Source organism: Niveispirillum sp. FG156 (assembly GCF_057809555.1).
In genome coordinates, this window is sequence record NZ_JBMDKE010000042.1 from 19,429 (window position 1) to 35,963 (window position 16,535).

Here is a 16,535-nt window from a genome sequence, read left to right on the forward strand (position 1 = left end):
GATCAGAACCCGTGCCGCACCATGGCCGGCATCAGCACCACCATGTCCTGGTCCGCCTTGAGATAGGGGGCCAGGGTGGACAGGGCGGGGCGGAACGGGGCCAGGGTCCGGTCGGCCACCCCTGCCGTCACGGCATTGCTCACCGTAGCGCGCGCATCACCCGACAGCAGGTCCATCAGGAAGTCGAACTGCGAGCGCTTGTGCGGCAGGGTCATGGCGCGCACGGGCGCATCCTCGGCCAGCTTCAGGGCCTTGCGCACCTCGCCCATGGCGGTGGCGTAACCGCCCAGCGCATCCACAAGGCCCAGTTCCTTGGCCTGACGCCCCGTATAGACACGGCCCTTGGCAATCTCCTTCACCTTGTCCAGCGGCAGGTTGCGCCCTTCCGCCACGCCTTGTGTGAAGGAAGCATAAGTGCTGTCCAGGAAGGCGTTGAGGCGGGCTTCCTGGGTCTCGCTGAACGGCGTGTTGGAAGACCACATGCCGGCATTGGCACCGCGGCTGATCGGCTCGATATTCACGCCGGCCCAATCGGTCAGGCCGCGCAGAACCATCTTGCCGGCGATGACGCCGATGGAACCGGTGATGGTGCCGGGTTCGGCCACGATGCGGTCGGCCCCCATGGAGACCCAGTAACCGCCCGATGCCGCAACGGCACCCATGGAGACGATGACCGGCTTGCCCTTGGCCTTGGCTTTCAGCACCTTGCGGCGCACCACCTCCGACGCGACGGCGCTGCCGCCGGGGCTGTTCACGCGGAACAGGATGGCCTTCACATTGTCATCATCGATGGCCTGGTCAAAGGCGGCGGCGATGGTGGCCGCACCAAAGCTTTCGTCACCCGACAGGGGGTCGGCCTGGCTGTCCCCGCGCATGATGGCGCCGTCACCGACGATCATGGCCACCAGCGGCGCATCGGTGATCGACATGTCGATCCCTTCCGGCGGGGCGCGGTTATAATCCTGCAGGCTGACCAGTTCCGGCTTGGCCCCTGCGCCATCGGCGCCCTTGGCCTTCTCGATGGCCCAATCCACCGCCTCGTCCCAATAGGCCAGCTTGTCGACCAGCTTGGCGTCCAGCGCCTCCTTGTCCATCAGCGGGGCCTTGTCCACGGCGGCGCGCACGGCGGCATCATTGATGCCACGGGCCAACGCCACATCGGTCACCCACTGGTTGAACAGATCACCGATCAGGCTGTCGATGGCCTCGCGGTTGGCCGGGGTCGGGCCGGTTTCCGTATATTGCTCGGCGAAGGACTTATATTCCTCGCGCTTGCGGAACTGCGGCTCCACCTTCAGCTTGTCCAGCGTGCCGCGCAGGAAGGTCAGTTCCGCCTGCATGCCGGTGATGGCCATGTCGCCCATCGGCTGCATCCACACCTGCTCGAACGCCGTGGCAAGATAGTAGGGCTGCATGCCATTGCCCATCTCGCCAAAGCTTTCGGCATGGACGATGGCGAAGCGGCCTTCCTTGCGCAGCTTGGCGATGCTGTCGCGCAGTTCCTGCGTCACCGCGAAGGAATGCACGCCATTGCCGGTGCGGGCGATGATGCCCTTGACGCGCGGGTCCTTGGACGCCCGGTTCAGGGTGCGGACCACCTGTTCCACCGTGGTGCGGTGGTCACCCAGCAGGCCCGCGACCGGGCTGTTCGCCGGCGCCTCAGCCAGCGGCTTTTCCAGGTCCAGTTCAAGAACGATGCTGTCGGGCAGCTTGGGCTGCCGGTTGGCCAGATGCACACCGAGGCCGATGGCACCGGCGACGAGAAGGACAGACAGGAAGCCAATGATGGCGAAAACGCGCAGGATGATCCGCATGACCCGTTCCGATTGATACCGAACCCGCCCACACTAACCGCGAAGGCAGCCGCACGGCCAGAGGTGAAACAACCCCGTTACGATGAAGTTGCCCGTCCCGCACCCAGGGCGCGAGATTGAACGCCAACGGGATATGGGGTGGGCGGGGCATGATGCCAGGGGTTGGTGTGCGAAAGCGGGCCATTGTTGAACCCGCCCGCCCCGGTTATGGTCCCGCTCATGACCAACCCTGCCGCGCTCCATGTTCTGCCCCTGACCCTGCCCGACCCGCTGGCCGCGTTTGCGGTGCTGGCGGGGCAGAAGGGGGCCATGCTGCTGGATGGCGGGGCGGCGGATGGGGGCCGCGCGCGCTATTCCATCCTGGCAGCATATCCGTTCTCCTGGATCGAAGTGGCGGGCGACGGGACGGTGACGCAGGACGGCAACCGGCTGACCCTTGATCCGTTCACGGCCTTGGAACAGGCGCTGCGCCCCTTTGCGCGGGTCCTGCCCACCGGCCTGCCCCCCTTCACCGGCGGTGCCGTGGGTGTCATGGGGTATGAGTTGGGCCGGTATCTGGAACGGCTGCCTAGCCCCCGTGATACCGGCATCGACCTGCCCGACATGGCCTTCGGCCTGTACGACACTGTCGCCATCATCGACCATGCCCAGGACAGGGCCTGGGTCATCTCCGGCGGGGAACGCGAATCCGATCCGGCCCGCCGGCCCGACCGGGCAAAGGAACTGGCACACTCGCTTCACGACCAACTGACCAGCGCCCCGCCGCTGTCCCGCGACAGTGGCGACGGACTGCTGCGCCGGCCAGGGTGGGAGGCGGAGCTATCGCCCGCCACCTATCGCGACCGGGTGGCGCGTATCCTGGACTATATCCGGGCCGGCGATATCTATCAGGCCAACATGACCCAGCGCTTCCTGGGCCGTCTGCGCCCCGGCGTCACGCCCTGGGATGCCTATCGCCGCCTGCGCCCGCGCACATCGGCCCCCTTCTCCGCGTTCCTGAACTTAGGGAACGGTCGGGCCATTGCGTCGGGGTCGCCGGAACGGTTCCTGTCGCTGTCCGCCGATGGCGCCATCGAGACGCGGCCCATCAAGGGTACCCGCCCCCGCCATGCCGACGCCGTGCGCGATGCCGAACTGGCCGCCGAACTGCTGTCGTCGGAGAAGGATCGGGCGGAAAACCTGATGATCGTCGATCTGCTGCGCAACGACCTGTCGCGCGTGGCAGAGATCGGGTCGGTGAAGGTGCCCAGCCTGTGGGGTCTGGAAAGCTACCGCACCGTCCATCACCTGACCTCCGTCGTCACGGGCCGGTTGAAGCCGGGCCTTGGCCCCGTTGACCTGCTGCGCGCCAGCTTTCCCGGCGGGTCGATCACCGGGGCGCCAAAAATCCGGGCCATGCAGATCATCCATGAGCTGGAACCCGCCCGGCGCGGCCCCTATTGCGGATCGGTGATGTGGATCGGCTGGGATGGTGCCATGGACAGTTCCATCATCATCCGCACAGCCGCCATATCGGGCGACAAGGTACAGGTACAGGCCGGCGGCGGCATCGTGGCCGATAGCGAGCCGGAGGCGGAGTATCAGGAAAGCCTGACCAAGGCCAAGGCCATCCTGACCGCCCTTGACCCCGCCATGGCCTGGCCCCCCGCCATCGCGGTGGATGAGGCGGGGGAGCGGGCGGCATGAGCGTCATCTGGCTGAACGGGGATTTCGTCGCCGCCGACAAGCCGGCCCTGCTGGCCCATGATCGCGGCCTGACCCTGGGCGATGGCTTGTTTGAGACCATCGCCGTGAAGGCCGGCGTGCCCCTACGCCTGGACGCCCATCTGAAGCGTTTGCGCGACGGGGCGGATTTTCTGGGCTTGGCCGTACCCGCGAGCGATCAGGTCCTGCACGATGCCATCCTGGGCCTGCTGGGCGCCAATGGGATGGAGGGGGAGGCGGCGGTGCGCCTGACCCTAACCGCCGGCCCCGGCCCCCGCGGCCTGCCCCGGCCAGAGGTGCCCAGCCCCACCTTGATGCTGGCCGCCGGTCGCATCCCGGCAGAGGCACCGCCGGCCCGGCTGGTCATTGCGCGCACCACCTGCCGCAACGAAAAATCGCCCTTATCGCGGTTGAAGACCCTGAACTATCTGGACAGCGTGATCGCCCGGCGGGAGGCGACGGCGCGCGGGGCCGAAGATGCAGTGATGCTGAACAGCCAGGGTCGCGTCGCGGAAGCCACCGCCGCCAATATCTTCCTGTCCCTGGACGGGCATTGGGTGACGCCGACCGTGGCCGAAGGCGCCCTGCCCGGCACCATGCGCGCCGCCTTGCTGAAAAACTGGCGGGCGGAGGAACGGGCGGTGACGGTGGAGGAATTGCGCCGCGCCGACGATATGGTCCTGACCAACGCGCTGGGCATGCGCAAGGTGGCACGGGTGCTGGATTAGGGCCAAGGCCCTACGCCTCCTGCTTCGGCCCCAGCAGCGGCATGACATCGACGCTGTCACAGGGGAAGATGGTGAAATGCGGGTGCCCCGCGAACATCTCCGCCGCTGCCTGATGCGATGGCGCGCGCACCACCACGAACACGGTCAGCTCATTCACGACATCGGCGATACCGTCGGGCGAGGTGCGCTTGGTCGGCCCCAGCGGCCCACCCTGATAGACGATCACATCCTGATGCGCCGCGTCCCAGGCGGCGAGGGCCGCCAGCCCCCGCTCATCCGTGGCCCGCCGCTCCTCCTCCCCCATCGCGTACCAGGCCCGCCAGCGCGCGCTATTCTTGTTGCTGGTGAAAACCGCGAGGTAGGTTGCGTCCTGGCTCATCTGCACATCCCGATCTCCTGATCCCGGCAGCGCACAGTATGGGATAACGGACCACAGGCGTAAATCGACCGATGGCCCCTACCGCTTTGGCTCGATTGTCACGATCACCCGGCGATAGCGGGTCAGGGAAGGGGTGCCCTTGTCCGTGACGGCGGCGATGAAATGCGCGGTTTCCGCCCTTGTCACCATCGGCGCGCGGAAGGTGACGCGGTAGATATTCTCCGCCCCCTTGGCTGGGATCGGCTGTTTCCAGCTGCCGGCCTCCGGGTAATGGAACCAATGATAGGACAGGCTGTCGCCATCGGGATCGCTGCTGCCCTTGGCGCTCAATTGAAACAGCGTGCCTGCCGTCACGGTCAGGCGGTCGGCATGGTCCAGTGCGACGACGGGCGGGTGGTTGGCCTTTTCCGGCGGCTGCGTGGTCCAGGCAATGCGGGCCGCGAAATCATTCTGGAACGCATCGCGCCAGCGCCAGATCGTGGCCTGATAATGGCTGTAGCTGCGGGGACCGGGCGTGATGGCGCGGCCATGCGGGCTGTTGATAGAGGGGGTAACGGTATCGACGGCATTGGTCCAGATGGGCCGCGTCTCTGCCTCCACCGGCACATTGCCGTTAAATCCCTTGGGGTCCGTCGCCTCCAGCGCGGGTATATAAAGCTCATACCGCCCGCCCCAACCGCCCCAGTCGGGATGGTCGGGGTCGGACAGGCCCGTAGGGATCAGGCCCAGGAAAGCCGGCGTATCCCCCTCCATCCCATAGGCGACATCGGGATATTCGGCACCCAGCGGCCCATGGCCCTGCTGAATGTTGCGGGCAATCCAGTCGTTGGACACACTTGTGTTATCCAGCCCCTCCACCGGCACATTCATCCCGCCCCAGGTGGCAGCACCATAGCCGCCGGGACTGACGATATAGAACAGGTCGGGAAAGGTCCGCCGGATCCAGGCACCGGCATCATCCTGATCGGAGATCGTATAGACCCGCAGCTTGGCCACCAACCGCGACAGTTCCGCCGGCGACCGCGTGGCCTTCAAGGTCAACAGCGCCTGGGCCAGCGTATTGGCCCCGCCCCAGACGGAAACCCAGAGCGGGCGCGGGTCGGCACTGTCCAGGGCGGCAATGATACGCCGCGCCCCATCACTGTCCTTGCCCGGCCCCGTCGCCGCCATGCCATAGGCCGGCTGCCCCACCTGCACCAGCACCAGCAGGCTTTCCGCCGATGGATAGCCCGGCGCATGCAGCAGCAGGTTGGGCTGCACCTGCCCATAGGCAGCGATGATGCGGCGCAGGCTGTCGGGATGCACCTCATTGCGCATATGGGTGGAGGTGGTGGCGACCAGCGCCTCGATGTCCAGCTCATCGGCATAAAGCAGCAGCCGCACCAGCGACTGCGCATCATCCGGCTCATTCTCAATATCCGTCAGCACCACCAATCGCGCCTTGGGCGCCGGTGCGGTCGCGAACGCCGGCGGTGCGGATAGCATCCCCACCAGCACAACACCCAGAACAACCCGCTGCATCCACGACGCCATTTTCCATCCCCTTTCCCGCCCCGGTTCATGCCGGGCGGGTTAGCGCTATCATTGGCGCTGAGGATACAGGGGGGAGACGGTGGCGGGCTAGGGGAGTGTGGGGGAGAGAGGAAGCAGGTTGATGCCTTCTCAACAGTCATCCCCGCGCAAGCGGGGACCCAGCGTTAGGCGCGGTTAGCGCCGGCATGAGTCATGTCGCGGCTATCGCCGCTCGACGCTACCCCCCGGCCCAACCCAGAGACAGCCCCCGCCTCGGCAATGGCGTCATTGATTTCGTCGGCGGAAAGACGGGCACCATTCCCCTTGCCTTTGAGGATGCCATGCAAGGCGTCCCAAGAGCCTTTGGCTGTCTTGGCCTTCTCGGCTTTCAGTTCAGCCCTGCCATCGGGCAAAAGGTCGAGTGTGATCCGGTCACCCGGCCCGATGCCCAAATGCTTCAGGACCTCCTGGCGGAAGGTCACCTGTCCATTGGCGGTCACAGTCAATGTGGTCATGGCAATTCCTCCGGTCGGCTAAAAGTAATGCCGAATTGCATTACCGGCAAGGTATGGGGACCAAGGTGGGAGCCATTCCTGCGAGTGGGCGGAAGCTCCGGTGCAACATTCAGAGCCACCCGTACCGCTTCTCCGAATGGGTGCGCGCGGTGCAACCAAATGAAACATAAAATCAGGGTGTGTTTCAGAGAGTGAGGCGGCCCGTTCCGATTAACCCCAGTGCACTGCGTCGGTGATGCGCTAGCCGCGGCAATGCGTGGAGGTGCCGTTGGTTGAAAGATGTTAGCGCAGTTTGCGGGGAAAGTCAGCAGTGCGCCCCCATTACGGTCGTACCAGCGCTCTGGTGAACGTCTCGTCAGCGGACATTGGGAAAGGTGTTTTGTCCGGAAAGCCGTCCGACAAACAATTTGTCCGGATTGCCATCGCGGACGCCGATTTCCGGACAGCCATCGAGTTGACCGTCAAAGGACGGTTTGGCGGACGGGGCAAGTTGCTGCAACTTCGGCATAGGGCAGCAATGGGGCCGGGAGCGGACCGTACGTTATTATGCCCATTAGCGCGAAAAGTGGCCACCTGAGGCGGGTACAAAGAAGGTGGATTGTGCGCGAGCCATTGAACGTCAACCACGCCCGCTCGCGGTCAGAGAAACTTTGGGCGCGGTTCACCTCCACCTTTACAGGATCGCCGCCTGCGAAGAAAGAATCGATGGTGACTTTAAGCTTGAGGCACGACGACACCGAACTTCTCGACACGAAGTCGATTGATCGCACTCTCTTGCCCAATCCTTTGTAGGGCTGACACGGCCTTCTTGGAAATGCTCTTCATCCTCTCGTCTGCGTTTTCGAAGTTTTGGAAGTAGGTCAGTCCATAGACGACTAGGCGCAGCTCCTCGTCTTTTGCTGCTTTCATGGCCGCATAGAAATCGTTGGCACTATGCTTGTTGATGAATTCAAGGGTGTCATTACTCCATCCGCGGTCTATCACGACAGCGGTTGCGACGCCCGTAAGAGTTCTGTCATCAGCGAACGTACAAGCTTTGGCTGCTAAAGCCGCCCTCACATCTGGATCCCTGATATTCAAGAACTCCGAGTCAGGATCGCGCACCCTTAAGTCCTTTCCGTCATAGTGCCTGTTCAAGTGGTCCTTAATTAGATCGTCGAGGCCGTCGCCATGACCGATTTTCTTCAGGATAGCTATCGCATCGGAAAGATCCGTAGGACTTATTACTGCGGCGTTGTCCCTGATAGACTTCTTCAATTCTGTGGCGAAGGCATCTGCATTGTCATCGAAAGACCCATGGTAGATGTCCCAAACCTTGCGGAACGCGGCAACCTTGTCATTGAGTTCGAGCCTTCCCGTTAGCACGTCGGCTTCTCGCCGCAGGGAATCTTCATCGTAAAATCCGCTGCGGATGCAATCGAAAACGACGAGATCAAGGCCGTCCGCTGTGCGAAACTCATATCGCTTCAGAAGCACCGAATGCTGGATCTCCTCTGGAGTTCGCTCCTTTCGGTCACCGAACAACTCCGCATAGGGGCGATGCTTCAGAAGAGCATTGATAGGTGGCGCTTCGGTGGGTTGGTAGATCGCGAAGCCGAACAGGCACGCGCTGTGGAATGCCTGCTTGATGATGCGCTCATCATATCCCTTCAAAACCTCTTCCAGCCGACCGCATATTCTGAGGAGCTTGAAGATCGTCCGGATGTTAGTGATTTCTAGCTTCGCCGCATATTCTGCAACCATCTGGGTCAGGAGGGTCGTTCGATCCGGGACAGCTATGACAACCGCCTCGTTCGCCGTCGGAGCGAATATCAGGTTGATATCTATTACCTTTTCTAGTTGAACACGGAAATCCTCGGCATTCCGCCCTTCCAATGCCTCACTGTTCAAAAGCAGCACCACCTTGCAATTCTTCTTCTCTTTGAGGAAGGAGATTAGCCCCAGCACATCCTTCAGGTCGAGGCTATCGCTCATGCGCTCAAGATCGTCGAAGCATACGATCTGATTTCGCACGTCGAGGAATCCGGCTTCAACCAATCCTCCGTAGTCTGCAACAATGGGGATACCACGTATCAATCCGATCCCTGCACGCCACTTAGATGACACTTGCTCGATGCGTCTAAATACGCTGCTGACCTCCGCTTCCAGCCTCTCCTTCTCACTGAAAGCCGCAGCTTCGACTGTGTTTTGAAAAACTGATCTGCGAACTTCGCTTAGGGTCTCAAGGCCGAACAACGAGACGTAGGCATAGCGCTTCGGCTCTACCGTGCCATCCTTGAATGCGGAAGTGAGCAAGGTGTCCCAAGTATGGGTCTTTCCAACGCCCCACTTGCCGCTCAAACAAAGCGCAAGTTTATCCTTCGCCTTGAGAAATCGAAGGATTTCGTTCTTCACTTGCTCTGTGCTCATGCTCTAGTATCCCAGCTGTCCCATTGCCGAAGATTGTAAGTCATGTTGATGTTCTTGGCGATCCTCCTGGATCAGATAAATCCCGCGCTCGAGCATATGCAGAGGGGCGGGGTCCACGATTCCCGCTTTGGCCTAGCTGAAGGAATGTCTGGCTTAAGAAACAGGCTGGAAATACCTGAACGACCACTATGGAGGGCATACCGGAAATCACCCCCGACACCCCCTGTCCGTCAATCCGAGGTTTGGCGGACACTTAAATTCCGCCGCTTGCTCGGCCGCTTGACAGGAACCCGTCCGTCCGCTTCCGGCCCCAAACCAGCCTCCTCCGCCGCCCCTTCACACGCCGACCTTTTGGACAGCGATAGCCGTCGCTCCCCAGCCATGATACACTTCAACCATGAAAACCAATCGCCACGACCTTCAACGCGCTGTCCAATCCGGTCGGTTTGTCCTCACCAGTGAACGCGGTGAGAAGATCAGTGCTGTTGAAGGGTTGACCCTGTCGCCACGGATGGCAGCAACCTTGCGGCAAGGGGCCGCGCAGGGGCTGTCGGGGGATGAGCGGCGGGCGCTGGTCCTGGAAACGTTGCGCCGAAAGTAGGCATCCTTGCTCTATGCCGCCGCCAACGACCCGTTATGGGTTCCGGGAACGTCGGTGTTGCGCAACCGTCTTGGCCTCACGGACCAAGCGGTGTTGGATGAGGCGGAGCTGGCGCTGTTCCTGATCCGCGCGGACGAGCCGTTGCCGGTCGGTCATCTGGATGCCGCCCATTATCTGCGTATCCATCATCATCTGTTCCAGGATGTTTATGACTGGGCGGGGCAGGTACGGTCCATCCGCATCGGCAAGGGCGGCAACTGGTTCTGTTATCCGGAGTTTATCGAGGCCGAACTGGCCCGGGCGTTCCGGGAATATGGCGATCCTAATGAGGTTGCCGGCCTGCCGAAGGAAGAGTTCGCCCGGCGGACCGCGCATCTGTTGGCCGAGATCAATGCCGTGCATCCCTTCCGGGAAGGAAATGGCCGCACCCAGTTGGCCTTTCTGACGCTGCTGGCCGCCAATGCCGGAAATGGCGTGAATGATGACGTCCTTGATCCCGATGACGTTCTGTCCGCCATGATCGAGAGCTTCGCCGGCGGCGAGGACAGGTTGTCCTGCCTGATCCTTGCGCTGCTGATCGGCTGATCTCAACGTCCCACCACCGGCACCACATGCGTATTCTTCACCTCCTCCATCACCATATAGGTATGGGTCTGCGCGACCCCCTGGATGGAGGAGAGTTTGTCGCCCAGGAAGGCGCGGTAGGCGGCCATGTCGGCGACGCGGACCTTGATCAGGTAATCGAAGCCGCCGGCCACCATGTGGGCCTCTTGAATTTCGTCCAACCGGCGGACGGCGTCGGCGAAGATTTGGAAGACGTCTTGGGTGGTGCGGTCCAGGCGCACCTCGATGAAGGCCGCCAGTGAGCGGTCCAGCAGTTCCGGGTCCAGCAGGGCCACATATTGGCGGATGAAGCCGTCGCGCTCCAACCGGCGCACCCGTTCCAGGCACGGCGTGGGCGACAGGTTCACCCGCCGCGCCAGCTCCACATTCGAAATGCGCCCATCTTCCTGCAGGATGCGCAGGATGTTCTGGTCGATACGGTCCAGCTTCGCAGCTGCGGAATCAGCACTCATTATATCCTCTGGCAAAATCGACTTTTAACCAGATGATATCCTGTCAAAACCCTTTCTTTGGAGAAAAATCGTCCAGAGAATTTGCCATACTCCGAGCAATTCAAAACACCAGCGTTTCTCGGAGTTACGGCAATGTCCGGCACCGTTCTGAATGACCTGCGCAAGGCCAAGCATGCCGATGAGGTCACCGTCGTCACCGGCCTGCTGCGCAGCCATGGCCTGACCCTGGCAGAGCGGACGGGTATCCATGACCGGGCGGTGGCGATTGTGGAGGCGGCACGTCTGCGCCGGCGCGAGCTGGGGCCGCTGGATAATTTCCTGCAAGAGTTCGGCCTGTCGAATAATGAGGGCGTTGCCCTGATGTGCATTGCCGAATGCCTGCTGCGCATCGCCGACCCGGAGACGGCGGACCGTCTGATCGCCGAAAAGATTGCGCAGGGACAATGGGATGCGCATCTGGGCCGTAGCGACAGCGCCTTTGTCAACGCCGCCGCCTGGGGCCTGATGCTGACGGGCAAGATCAGCGATCTGGAACGCGGCGGGGAGCGGGATGCCGGCAATTTCCTGAAGCGCATGGTGGCCCGATCGGGCGAAAGCGTGATCCGCACGGCCATGGGTCAGGCCATGCGCGTCATGGGCGGGCATTTCGTGCTGGGCCGCACCATTAAGGAAGCCATGGCGGAGGCGCGCAAGGCCCGGCCCAGCGGCACCGTCCATTCCTATGACATGCTGGGCGAGGGGGCGCGCACCTGGGAACAGGCGAGCCGCTATCTGGATGCCTATGTAAAGGCCATCGACGCCGTGGGGGCAGAGGCAGCGGGTCGTGGCCCCGTGGCCGCACCCGGCGTGTCGATCAAGCTGTCGGCCCTGCACCCGCGCTATGTCCAGGCGCAGCATGCCGATGTCATGGCCCGTCTTGTGCCAGCCGTGAAGGGGCTGGCGTTGCAGGCCAAGCGCTGGGACATCAACCTGACCATCGATGCCGAAGAGGCGGACCGCCTGGAACTGTCGCAGGATATCCTGTCGGCCCTGGCTCATGATCCCGATCTGGCCGGGTGGAACGGCCTGGGGCTGGCCATCCAGGCCTATTCCAAGCGCACGCATCTGCTGGTCGATTGGCTGGTCGATCTGGCGCGGGCCGCCGGTCGCCGCCTGATGGTGCGGCTGGTCAAGGGTGCCTATTGGGACACCGAGATCAAGATGTCCCAGATTGCCAGCCACCCGGATTATCCGGTCTTCACGCGCAAGGCGGCGACGGACCTCTCCTATCTGGTCTGTGCGCGCAAGATGCTGGCCGCCAAGGACGCGATCTATCCGCAGTTTGCCACCCACAATGCCTATACCATCGCGGCCATCCTGCATCTGGCCGGCGATAACCGCGATCTGGAGTTCCAGCGCCTGCATGGCATGGGCGAACTGCTATACACGGCGGCGCGCGAGGTCCTGCCCGCTTTCCCGCGTGTGCGAATTTATGCGCCCGTGGGTACCCATGAGGATCTGCTGCCCTATCTGGTACGCCGTCTGCTGGAAAACGGTGCGAACAGCAATTTCGTCAACGCCTATATGGACCCGGACGTACCCGTCAGTGACGTGGTTGCCGACCCGGCCGCTTTTCTGGAGAAAGAAGGCATGCTGCGTCATCCGCGCATACCCACGCCCGCCGACATCTATGGTGCCGAGCGTGCCAATTCCAAGGGCTTCGACCTGACGGCCCCGGAAAAGGTGGCGGCCCTGACCGAGCAGATGCAAGCTTCCCTGTCGCGCAACTGGACATCCTGCCCCATCGTGGGCGGGGTTGAACTGTCCGGCCCGGCCCAGCCCGTGACCGACCCGGCCAACCGCGCCCGCACCGTGGGTACCGTCGTGTTGTCCGACAAGGCAGCCGTTGAGCGCGCCCTGTCCCTGTCCGCCGCCGCGCAGAAGGCCTGGGACCGGGAAGGCGCCGATCATCGCGCCGCCTGCCTGGACCGCGCCGCCGACCTGATGGAGATCGATACCCCGGCCCTGATGGCCCTGCTGGTGCGCGAGGCGGGCAAGACCCTGCCCGACGCCATCGCCGAGGTGCGGGAGGCCGTGGATTTCTGCCGCTATTACGCGGCCCAGGCGCGCAGCGGCCTGAAGCCCGTGCTTCTGCCGGGTCCCACGGGGGAGCGCAACGAACTGCACCTGACGGGTCGCGGCACCTTTGCCTGCATAAGCCCCTGGAACTTCCCGCTGGCCATTTTCGTGGGTCAGGTCGTGGCCGCCCTGGTGACGGGCAATGCCGTCATCGCCAAGCCCGCCGAACAGACCCCCCTGATCGCGGCGGAAGCCGTGCGCATGCTGCACAAGGCCAGCGTGCCGGGCGATGTCCTGCACCTGCTGCCGGGTGATGGCGCGACGGTGGGGGCCGCCCTGGTCGCCGATGCCCGCATCGCCGGCGTCTGCTTCACCGGGTCCACCGAAACCGCCCGCCTGATCAACCGCAGCCTGGCCGACCGCGACGGTGCCATCGTGCCGCTGATCGCCGAAACGGGCGGCCAGAACTGCATGATCGTGGATAGTACCGCCCTGCTGGAACAGGTGGTGGATGACTGCGTCACGTCGGCGTTCCAGTCGGCGGGACAGCGTTGTTCGGCCATGCGTGTGCTGTTCGCGCAGGAAGAGATCGCGGACAAGCTGGCTGACATGCTGGCCGGCGCCATGGAGCTGATCCGTCTGGGTGACCCGATGGATGTGGCCACCGATGTCGGCCCCGTCATCGATGATGACGCCCGCGACATCCTGATCGCGCATGCGCGGCGCATGGATGGCGAGGCGCGCCTGATCAAGGCCGTGAGCGTGCCGGATGCCGTGCAGAACGGCACCTTCTTCGGCCCGCGCCTGTATGAGATCGACAGCCTGTCGCGTCTGAAGCGCGAGGTGTTCGGCCCCATCCTGCATATCGTGCGCTTCAAGGCGTCGGAGCTGGACAAGGTCGCGGCGGAGATTGCCGCCACCGGCTATGGCCTGACCTTCGGTGTGCATAGCCGCCTGGAAGGCCGCGCCCAGAACCTGTTCAAGACGCTGCCGGTGGGCAACACCTATATCAACCGCAACATGGTGGGTGCCGTGGTCGGCGTACAGCCGTTCGGCGGCCAGGGCCTGTCGGGCACGGGGCCGAAGGCCGGCGGCCCGCACTATCTGCATCGTTTCGTCACGGAAAAAACGCTGACCGTCAATATTACGGCGTTCGGCGGCAATGCTTCGCTCCTGGAACTGGGGGCGTAACGGGGTTGGGCCGGGGGGCATGCCCCGCACCCCGGTTCAACGGCGGAAACAATCAATCTGTTTCCTGCCTTAAATAAAATACAACCTAAAGACAGCAGTCCGCGTACCGCGCCGTTGGGTGGTGGTCTCCCATGCGGGGGATCATCGCCCAACGGCTTCATTTTTCTGCGAAAAAGGGCTATAGCCGGAAGAACGTTCCACGCCGGGCGCTGTTTCCGCACCGGCATCCCGCACCCGCTGGATGGAGTTCCCTTCCGGATGTCCGAGATCGCCGATGCCCCGCTGGTTCTGATCGTCGAGGATGAGCCGGCGACGCGCGCCCTGTTGGCCGGCTATTTTCATGAGGCCGGTTTCCTGGTGGCCGAGGCGGAAGATGGCAAGCAGACCCGCGAGGTCATGCTGCGTCAGCCGCCCGATCTGGTGCTGCTGGATATCGAGCTGCCGGACGAGGATGGGTTCAGCCTGGCCCGCTCCATCCGCGAAATTTCCAATGTCGGGATCATCATCGTCACCCAGCGCGCCAATGATGGCGACCGCGTCTTCGGTCTGGAGACGGGCGGCGATGATTATGTGACCAAGCCCCCCAACCCCCGCGAGCTGCTGGCCCGTGCCCGCAACCTGCTGCGCCGCACGCATCCGACCAAGATGCATAAGGCCGAGGGGACGGTGCGGTATTTCGCGGGCTGGACCATGGATCTGGCCCGCCGCCGTCTGGTCGATCCGGCGGGGATCGAAATCCGCGTGACACGCGGAGAGTTCGAGCTGCTGGGCCTATTGGTCCGGTCCGGTGGACGGGTGGTCACACGTGATCAGCTGATTGACGCTGTCAGCGGCACCGACCGCAATCCCAATGACCGCACCATCGACGTGCTGGTCAGCCGCCTGCGCCGCAAGATGCAGGATAGCGGCTCGCTGGACGTGATCATCACCGAAAAGGGCCTGGGTTACCGTCTGGCCGCCGAGATCACGGACCAGCAGCCGTAAGCCGGTCGCGGCGGTAACCGGCCAGGGCGGCCTGACCGGCGGCAAACGCCGCCGGGAATTGCCGGGCAGCATCCAGGGCCGTATCGCCATCGCCATTCCGGGCGGCGCTGTCCGCCTGCTTGGCCAGACGCGCCAGCACGCCCAGCCCCACGGTCAAGGCACCCGACGCCAGCTTATGCGCGGCCCTGCCCACCTCCGGCACATCACCACGGTCCAGCGCCTGTGCCACGGCTGCCAATGTGGCCGGTGCGTTGCGGCTGAAGCTGTCGATGATCTGCGCCACCCGTTCGGCCCCCAGAATCGACAGATGTTCCTCCAGCACGCCCAGGTCCAGAACCGGCCCCGTATCCGCGGCGGCCACGGGGCGGGCGGGTGCGGGGGGCGGTGGCGGAGGGGGGGGCGGCGCGACCGCGACGACCGGGACATGCAGTGCCAGCAGCGGACCCAGCGTCGTCGCCAGCGTGTCGGGGGTCGCGGGCTTGCCCAGGATGGCGGCCAGTCCGCTGCGCTGCCGCTGCCGGTCGGTCACCCGGTCGGCCCGCCCGCGCAGCAGGACAACCGGTGGCCCCCCACCCCGCCGGATGCACCAGGCCAGGGCCAACCCACGGTGCCGGCCGATGCGGGCGGAGACAAGGGCGATGTCCGGCCCCTCCATCAGCGCCATTTCCAGCGCCATCTTGGCATCGTCCGTTTCCTCCACCCTGTACCCGGCCTGCTCCAGCAGCAACCGCGTCAGGGTGCGGCCCACGGCATCATCATCCACCACCATGGCGGAACGGCCATTGGCGATGCCCGCCGGACGCGCAGGTGGGGGGGTTGGGGCGACTGGCGTGACGGCGATGCGCGCCGGTTCAACCTTCGCCACCGCCCCGCCACCCAGCCGTTGGCGGACCAGGGCCTGCATGCCGGACACCTCGTTCCGCAGCAGGCGCAGCTGGATGGCCTGGGCCGGCGATACCGGGCCGCTGGTCAACCCGTCCAGTTCCTGGGCCATGGCATTGAGACGACTGTTCAGGCTGTCGGCGGCCAGCCGCAGGACGGGCATCGGCACCGCCGCATCGGCGGGCGCCGTCGGCGCTGCCACCGGCGGCAGGGGACGCGACACCTCCCGAAGCAGCGGTGCCGCCACAGGCAACAGCAGGAACCCGGCCAGCGTGCCGCCCGCCATGGCCGTCGCCCCCACCCCGGCATCGACCCAGGCATAGGTCGCCGCTACCTGCCCGGCGACCGTGATGACCAGCCACAGGGGCGGCAGCCAGCGCGGCGAACGCTGCCCGCGCCACCACCACAAGGCCAGCAGGGCCAGGCCCAGCAGGCGCAGACACATCATGACCGGTGACAGCCCCAGCAGCAGGGCATCCAGCAAGGCCATGATCGACAGCCACGCCCCGCCCGCCAGCATCATATCTGGTGGCGGGTTCATTTCTGCCGCGTTGGGCAGAGGCGGCGTTTTGTTGCCGGAGTTGGTCAATTCGGCCTTCGAAAGGACATGATCCATATCCATGTATAGGCTGCGGCGGCGGGCCGGTCCATCATCCGCATCTGCCATGATGCGCCCGCACCC

13 protein-coding genes are annotated in these 16,535 nt (G+C 64.0%); 6 read left to right on the forward strand and 7 right to left on the reverse strand.

The window, feature by feature from the left end:
- Positions 1-2: 2 nt before the first annotated feature.
- A complete protein-coding gene (gene sppA / locus ACODSP_RS22815) occupies positions 3-1,814 on the reverse strand; it encodes a signal peptide peptidase SppA (protein WP_488967838.1) in 1,812 nt (603 codons plus the stop codon).
- Between the two features lie 219 nt (positions 1,815-2,033).
- On the opposite strand from sppA, the gene pabB reads away from it, so the two are divergent.
- Together pabB and ACODSP_RS22825 are read left to right on the forward strand one after the other, a co-directional pair.
- A complete protein-coding gene (gene pabB, locus ACODSP_RS22820; protein ID WP_488967839.1) occupies positions 2,034-3,500 on the forward strand; it encodes an aminodeoxychorismate synthase component I in 1,467 nt (488 codons plus the stop codon).
- Positions 3,497-4,246, forward strand: a complete 750-nt coding sequence (locus ACODSP_RS22825; protein WP_488967840.1) for an aminotransferase class IV — start codon at positions 3,497-3,499, stop codon at positions 4,244-4,246. The genes pabB and ACODSP_RS22825 overlap by 4 nt, the downstream gene beginning before the upstream one ends.
- 10 nt (positions 4,247-4,256) lie before the next feature.
- Here ACODSP_RS22825 and ACODSP_RS22830 read toward each other — a convergent pair whose 3' ends face one another.
- From ACODSP_RS22830 to ACODSP_RS22845, 4 genes are all read right to left on the reverse strand, one after another.
- Entirely contained in the window at positions 4,257-4,625 is a 369-nt protein-coding gene (locus ACODSP_RS22830; RefSeq protein ID WP_488967841.1) for a hypothetical protein, read from the reverse strand.
- 78 nt (positions 4,626-4,703) lie between these two features.
- The gene (locus ACODSP_RS22835; protein ID WP_488967842.1) at positions 4,704-6,158 is read right to left on the reverse strand and encodes a DUF1593 domain-containing protein; all 1,455 of its coding nucleotides are present in this window, start codon (positions 6,156-6,158) and stop codon (positions 4,704-4,706) included.
- A gap of 164 nt (positions 6,159-6,322) precedes the next feature.
- The gene (locus ACODSP_RS22840) at positions 6,323-6,652 is read right to left on the reverse strand and encodes an AbrB/MazE/SpoVT family DNA-binding domain-containing protein (protein WP_488967843.1); all 330 of its coding nucleotides are present in this window, start codon (positions 6,650-6,652) and stop codon (positions 6,323-6,325) included.
- Positions 6,653-7,366: 714 nt separating this feature from the next.
- Positions 7,367-9,061 (reverse strand): hypothetical protein, encoded by a 1,695-nt coding sequence (locus ACODSP_RS22845; protein WP_488967844.1) that lies wholly within the window; start codon positions 9,059-9,061, stop codon positions 7,367-7,369.
- Positions 9,062-9,458: 397 nt separating this feature from the next.
- Here ACODSP_RS22845 and ACODSP_RS22850 point away from each other — a divergent pair, with 397 nt between their 5' ends.
- Positions 9,459-9,662: a hypothetical protein gene (locus ACODSP_RS22850; RefSeq protein WP_488967845.1), complete on the forward strand. Its 204-nt coding sequence runs from the start codon at positions 9,459-9,461 to the stop codon at positions 9,660-9,662.
- A gap of 57 nt (positions 9,663-9,719) precedes the next feature.
- Positions 9,720-10,247, forward strand: a complete 528-nt coding sequence (locus ACODSP_RS22855) for a Fic/DOC family protein (RefSeq protein WP_488967846.1) — start codon at positions 9,720-9,722, stop codon at positions 10,245-10,247.
- Positions 10,248-10,249: 2 nt separating this feature from the next.
- Here the strand turns inward: ACODSP_RS22855 and ACODSP_RS22860 are convergent, their stop codons facing one another.
- Positions 10,250-10,738: an Lrp/AsnC ligand binding domain-containing protein gene (locus ACODSP_RS22860; protein WP_488967847.1), complete on the reverse strand. Its 489-nt coding sequence runs from the start codon at positions 10,736-10,738 to the stop codon at positions 10,250-10,252.
- Positions 10,739-10,870: 132 nt separating this feature from the next.
- Here ACODSP_RS22860 and putA point away from each other — a divergent pair, with 132 nt between their 5' ends.
- Together putA and ACODSP_RS22870 are read left to right on the forward strand one after the other, a co-directional pair.
- Positions 10,871-13,987, forward strand: a complete 3,117-nt coding sequence (gene putA / locus ACODSP_RS22865) for a bifunctional proline dehydrogenase/L-glutamate gamma-semialdehyde dehydrogenase PutA (RefSeq protein WP_488967848.1) — start codon at positions 10,871-10,873, stop codon at positions 13,985-13,987.
- A 258-nt stretch (positions 13,988-14,245) separates the two neighbouring features.
- Positions 14,246-14,971 (forward strand): response regulator, encoded by a 726-nt coding sequence (locus ACODSP_RS22870; RefSeq protein WP_488967849.1) that lies wholly within the window; start codon positions 14,246-14,248, stop codon positions 14,969-14,971.
- Here ACODSP_RS22870 and ACODSP_RS22875 read toward each other — a convergent pair.
- The gene (locus ACODSP_RS22875; RefSeq protein WP_488967850.1) at positions 14,952-16,520 is read right to left on the reverse strand and encodes an Hpt domain-containing response regulator; all 1,569 of its coding nucleotides are present in this window, start codon (positions 16,518-16,520) and stop codon (positions 14,952-14,954) included. The two genes, ACODSP_RS22870 and ACODSP_RS22875, sit on opposite strands and share 20 nt — an antisense overlap.
- Positions 16,521-16,535: the final 15 nt, after the last annotated feature.

Coding starts and splice junctions, on each gene's coding strand:
- ACODSP_RS22845 (WP_488967844.1), bottom strand. CDS start 9,061: ATGAGCACAGAGCAAGTGAAGAACGAAATCCTTCGATTTCTCAAGGCG.
- ACODSP_RS22860 (WP_488967847.1), bottom strand. CDS start 10,738: ATGAGTGCTGATTCCGCAGCTGCGAAGCTGGACCGTATCGACCAGAAC.
- ACODSP_RS22835 (WP_488967842.1), bottom strand. CDS start 6,158: ATGGCGTCGTGGATGCAGCGGGTTGTTCTGGGTGTTGTGCTGGTGGGG.
- ACODSP_RS22850 (WP_488967845.1), top strand. CDS start 9,459: ATGAAAACCAATCGCCACGACCTTCAACGCGCTGTCCAATCCGGTCGG.
- pabB (WP_488967839.1), top strand. CDS start 2,034: ATGACCAACCCTGCCGCGCTCCATGTTCTGCCCCTGACCCTGCCCGAC.
- sppA (WP_488967838.1), bottom strand. CDS start 1,814: ATGCGGATCATCCTGCGCGTTTTCGCCATCATTGGCTTCCTGTCTGTC.
- ACODSP_RS22840 (WP_488967843.1), bottom strand. CDS start 6,652: ATGACCACATTGACTGTGACCGCCAATGGACAGGTGACCTTCCGCCAG.
- ACODSP_RS22870 (WP_488967849.1), top strand. CDS start 14,246: ATGTCCGAGATCGCCGATGCCCCGCTGGTTCTGATCGTCGAGGATGAG.
- ACODSP_RS22875 (WP_488967850.1), bottom strand. CDS start 16,520: ATGGCAGATGCGGATGATGGACCGGCCCGCCGCCGCAGCCTATACATG.
- putA (WP_488967848.1), top strand. CDS start 10,871: ATGTCCGGCACCGTTCTGAATGACCTGCGCAAGGCCAAGCATGCCGAT.
- ACODSP_RS22830 (WP_488967841.1), bottom strand. CDS start 4,625: ATGAGCCAGGACGCAACCTACCTCGCGGTTTTCACCAGCAACAAGAAT.
- ACODSP_RS22825 (WP_488967840.1), top strand. CDS start 3,497: ATGAGCGTCATCTGGCTGAACGGGGATTTCGTCGCCGCCGACAAGCCG.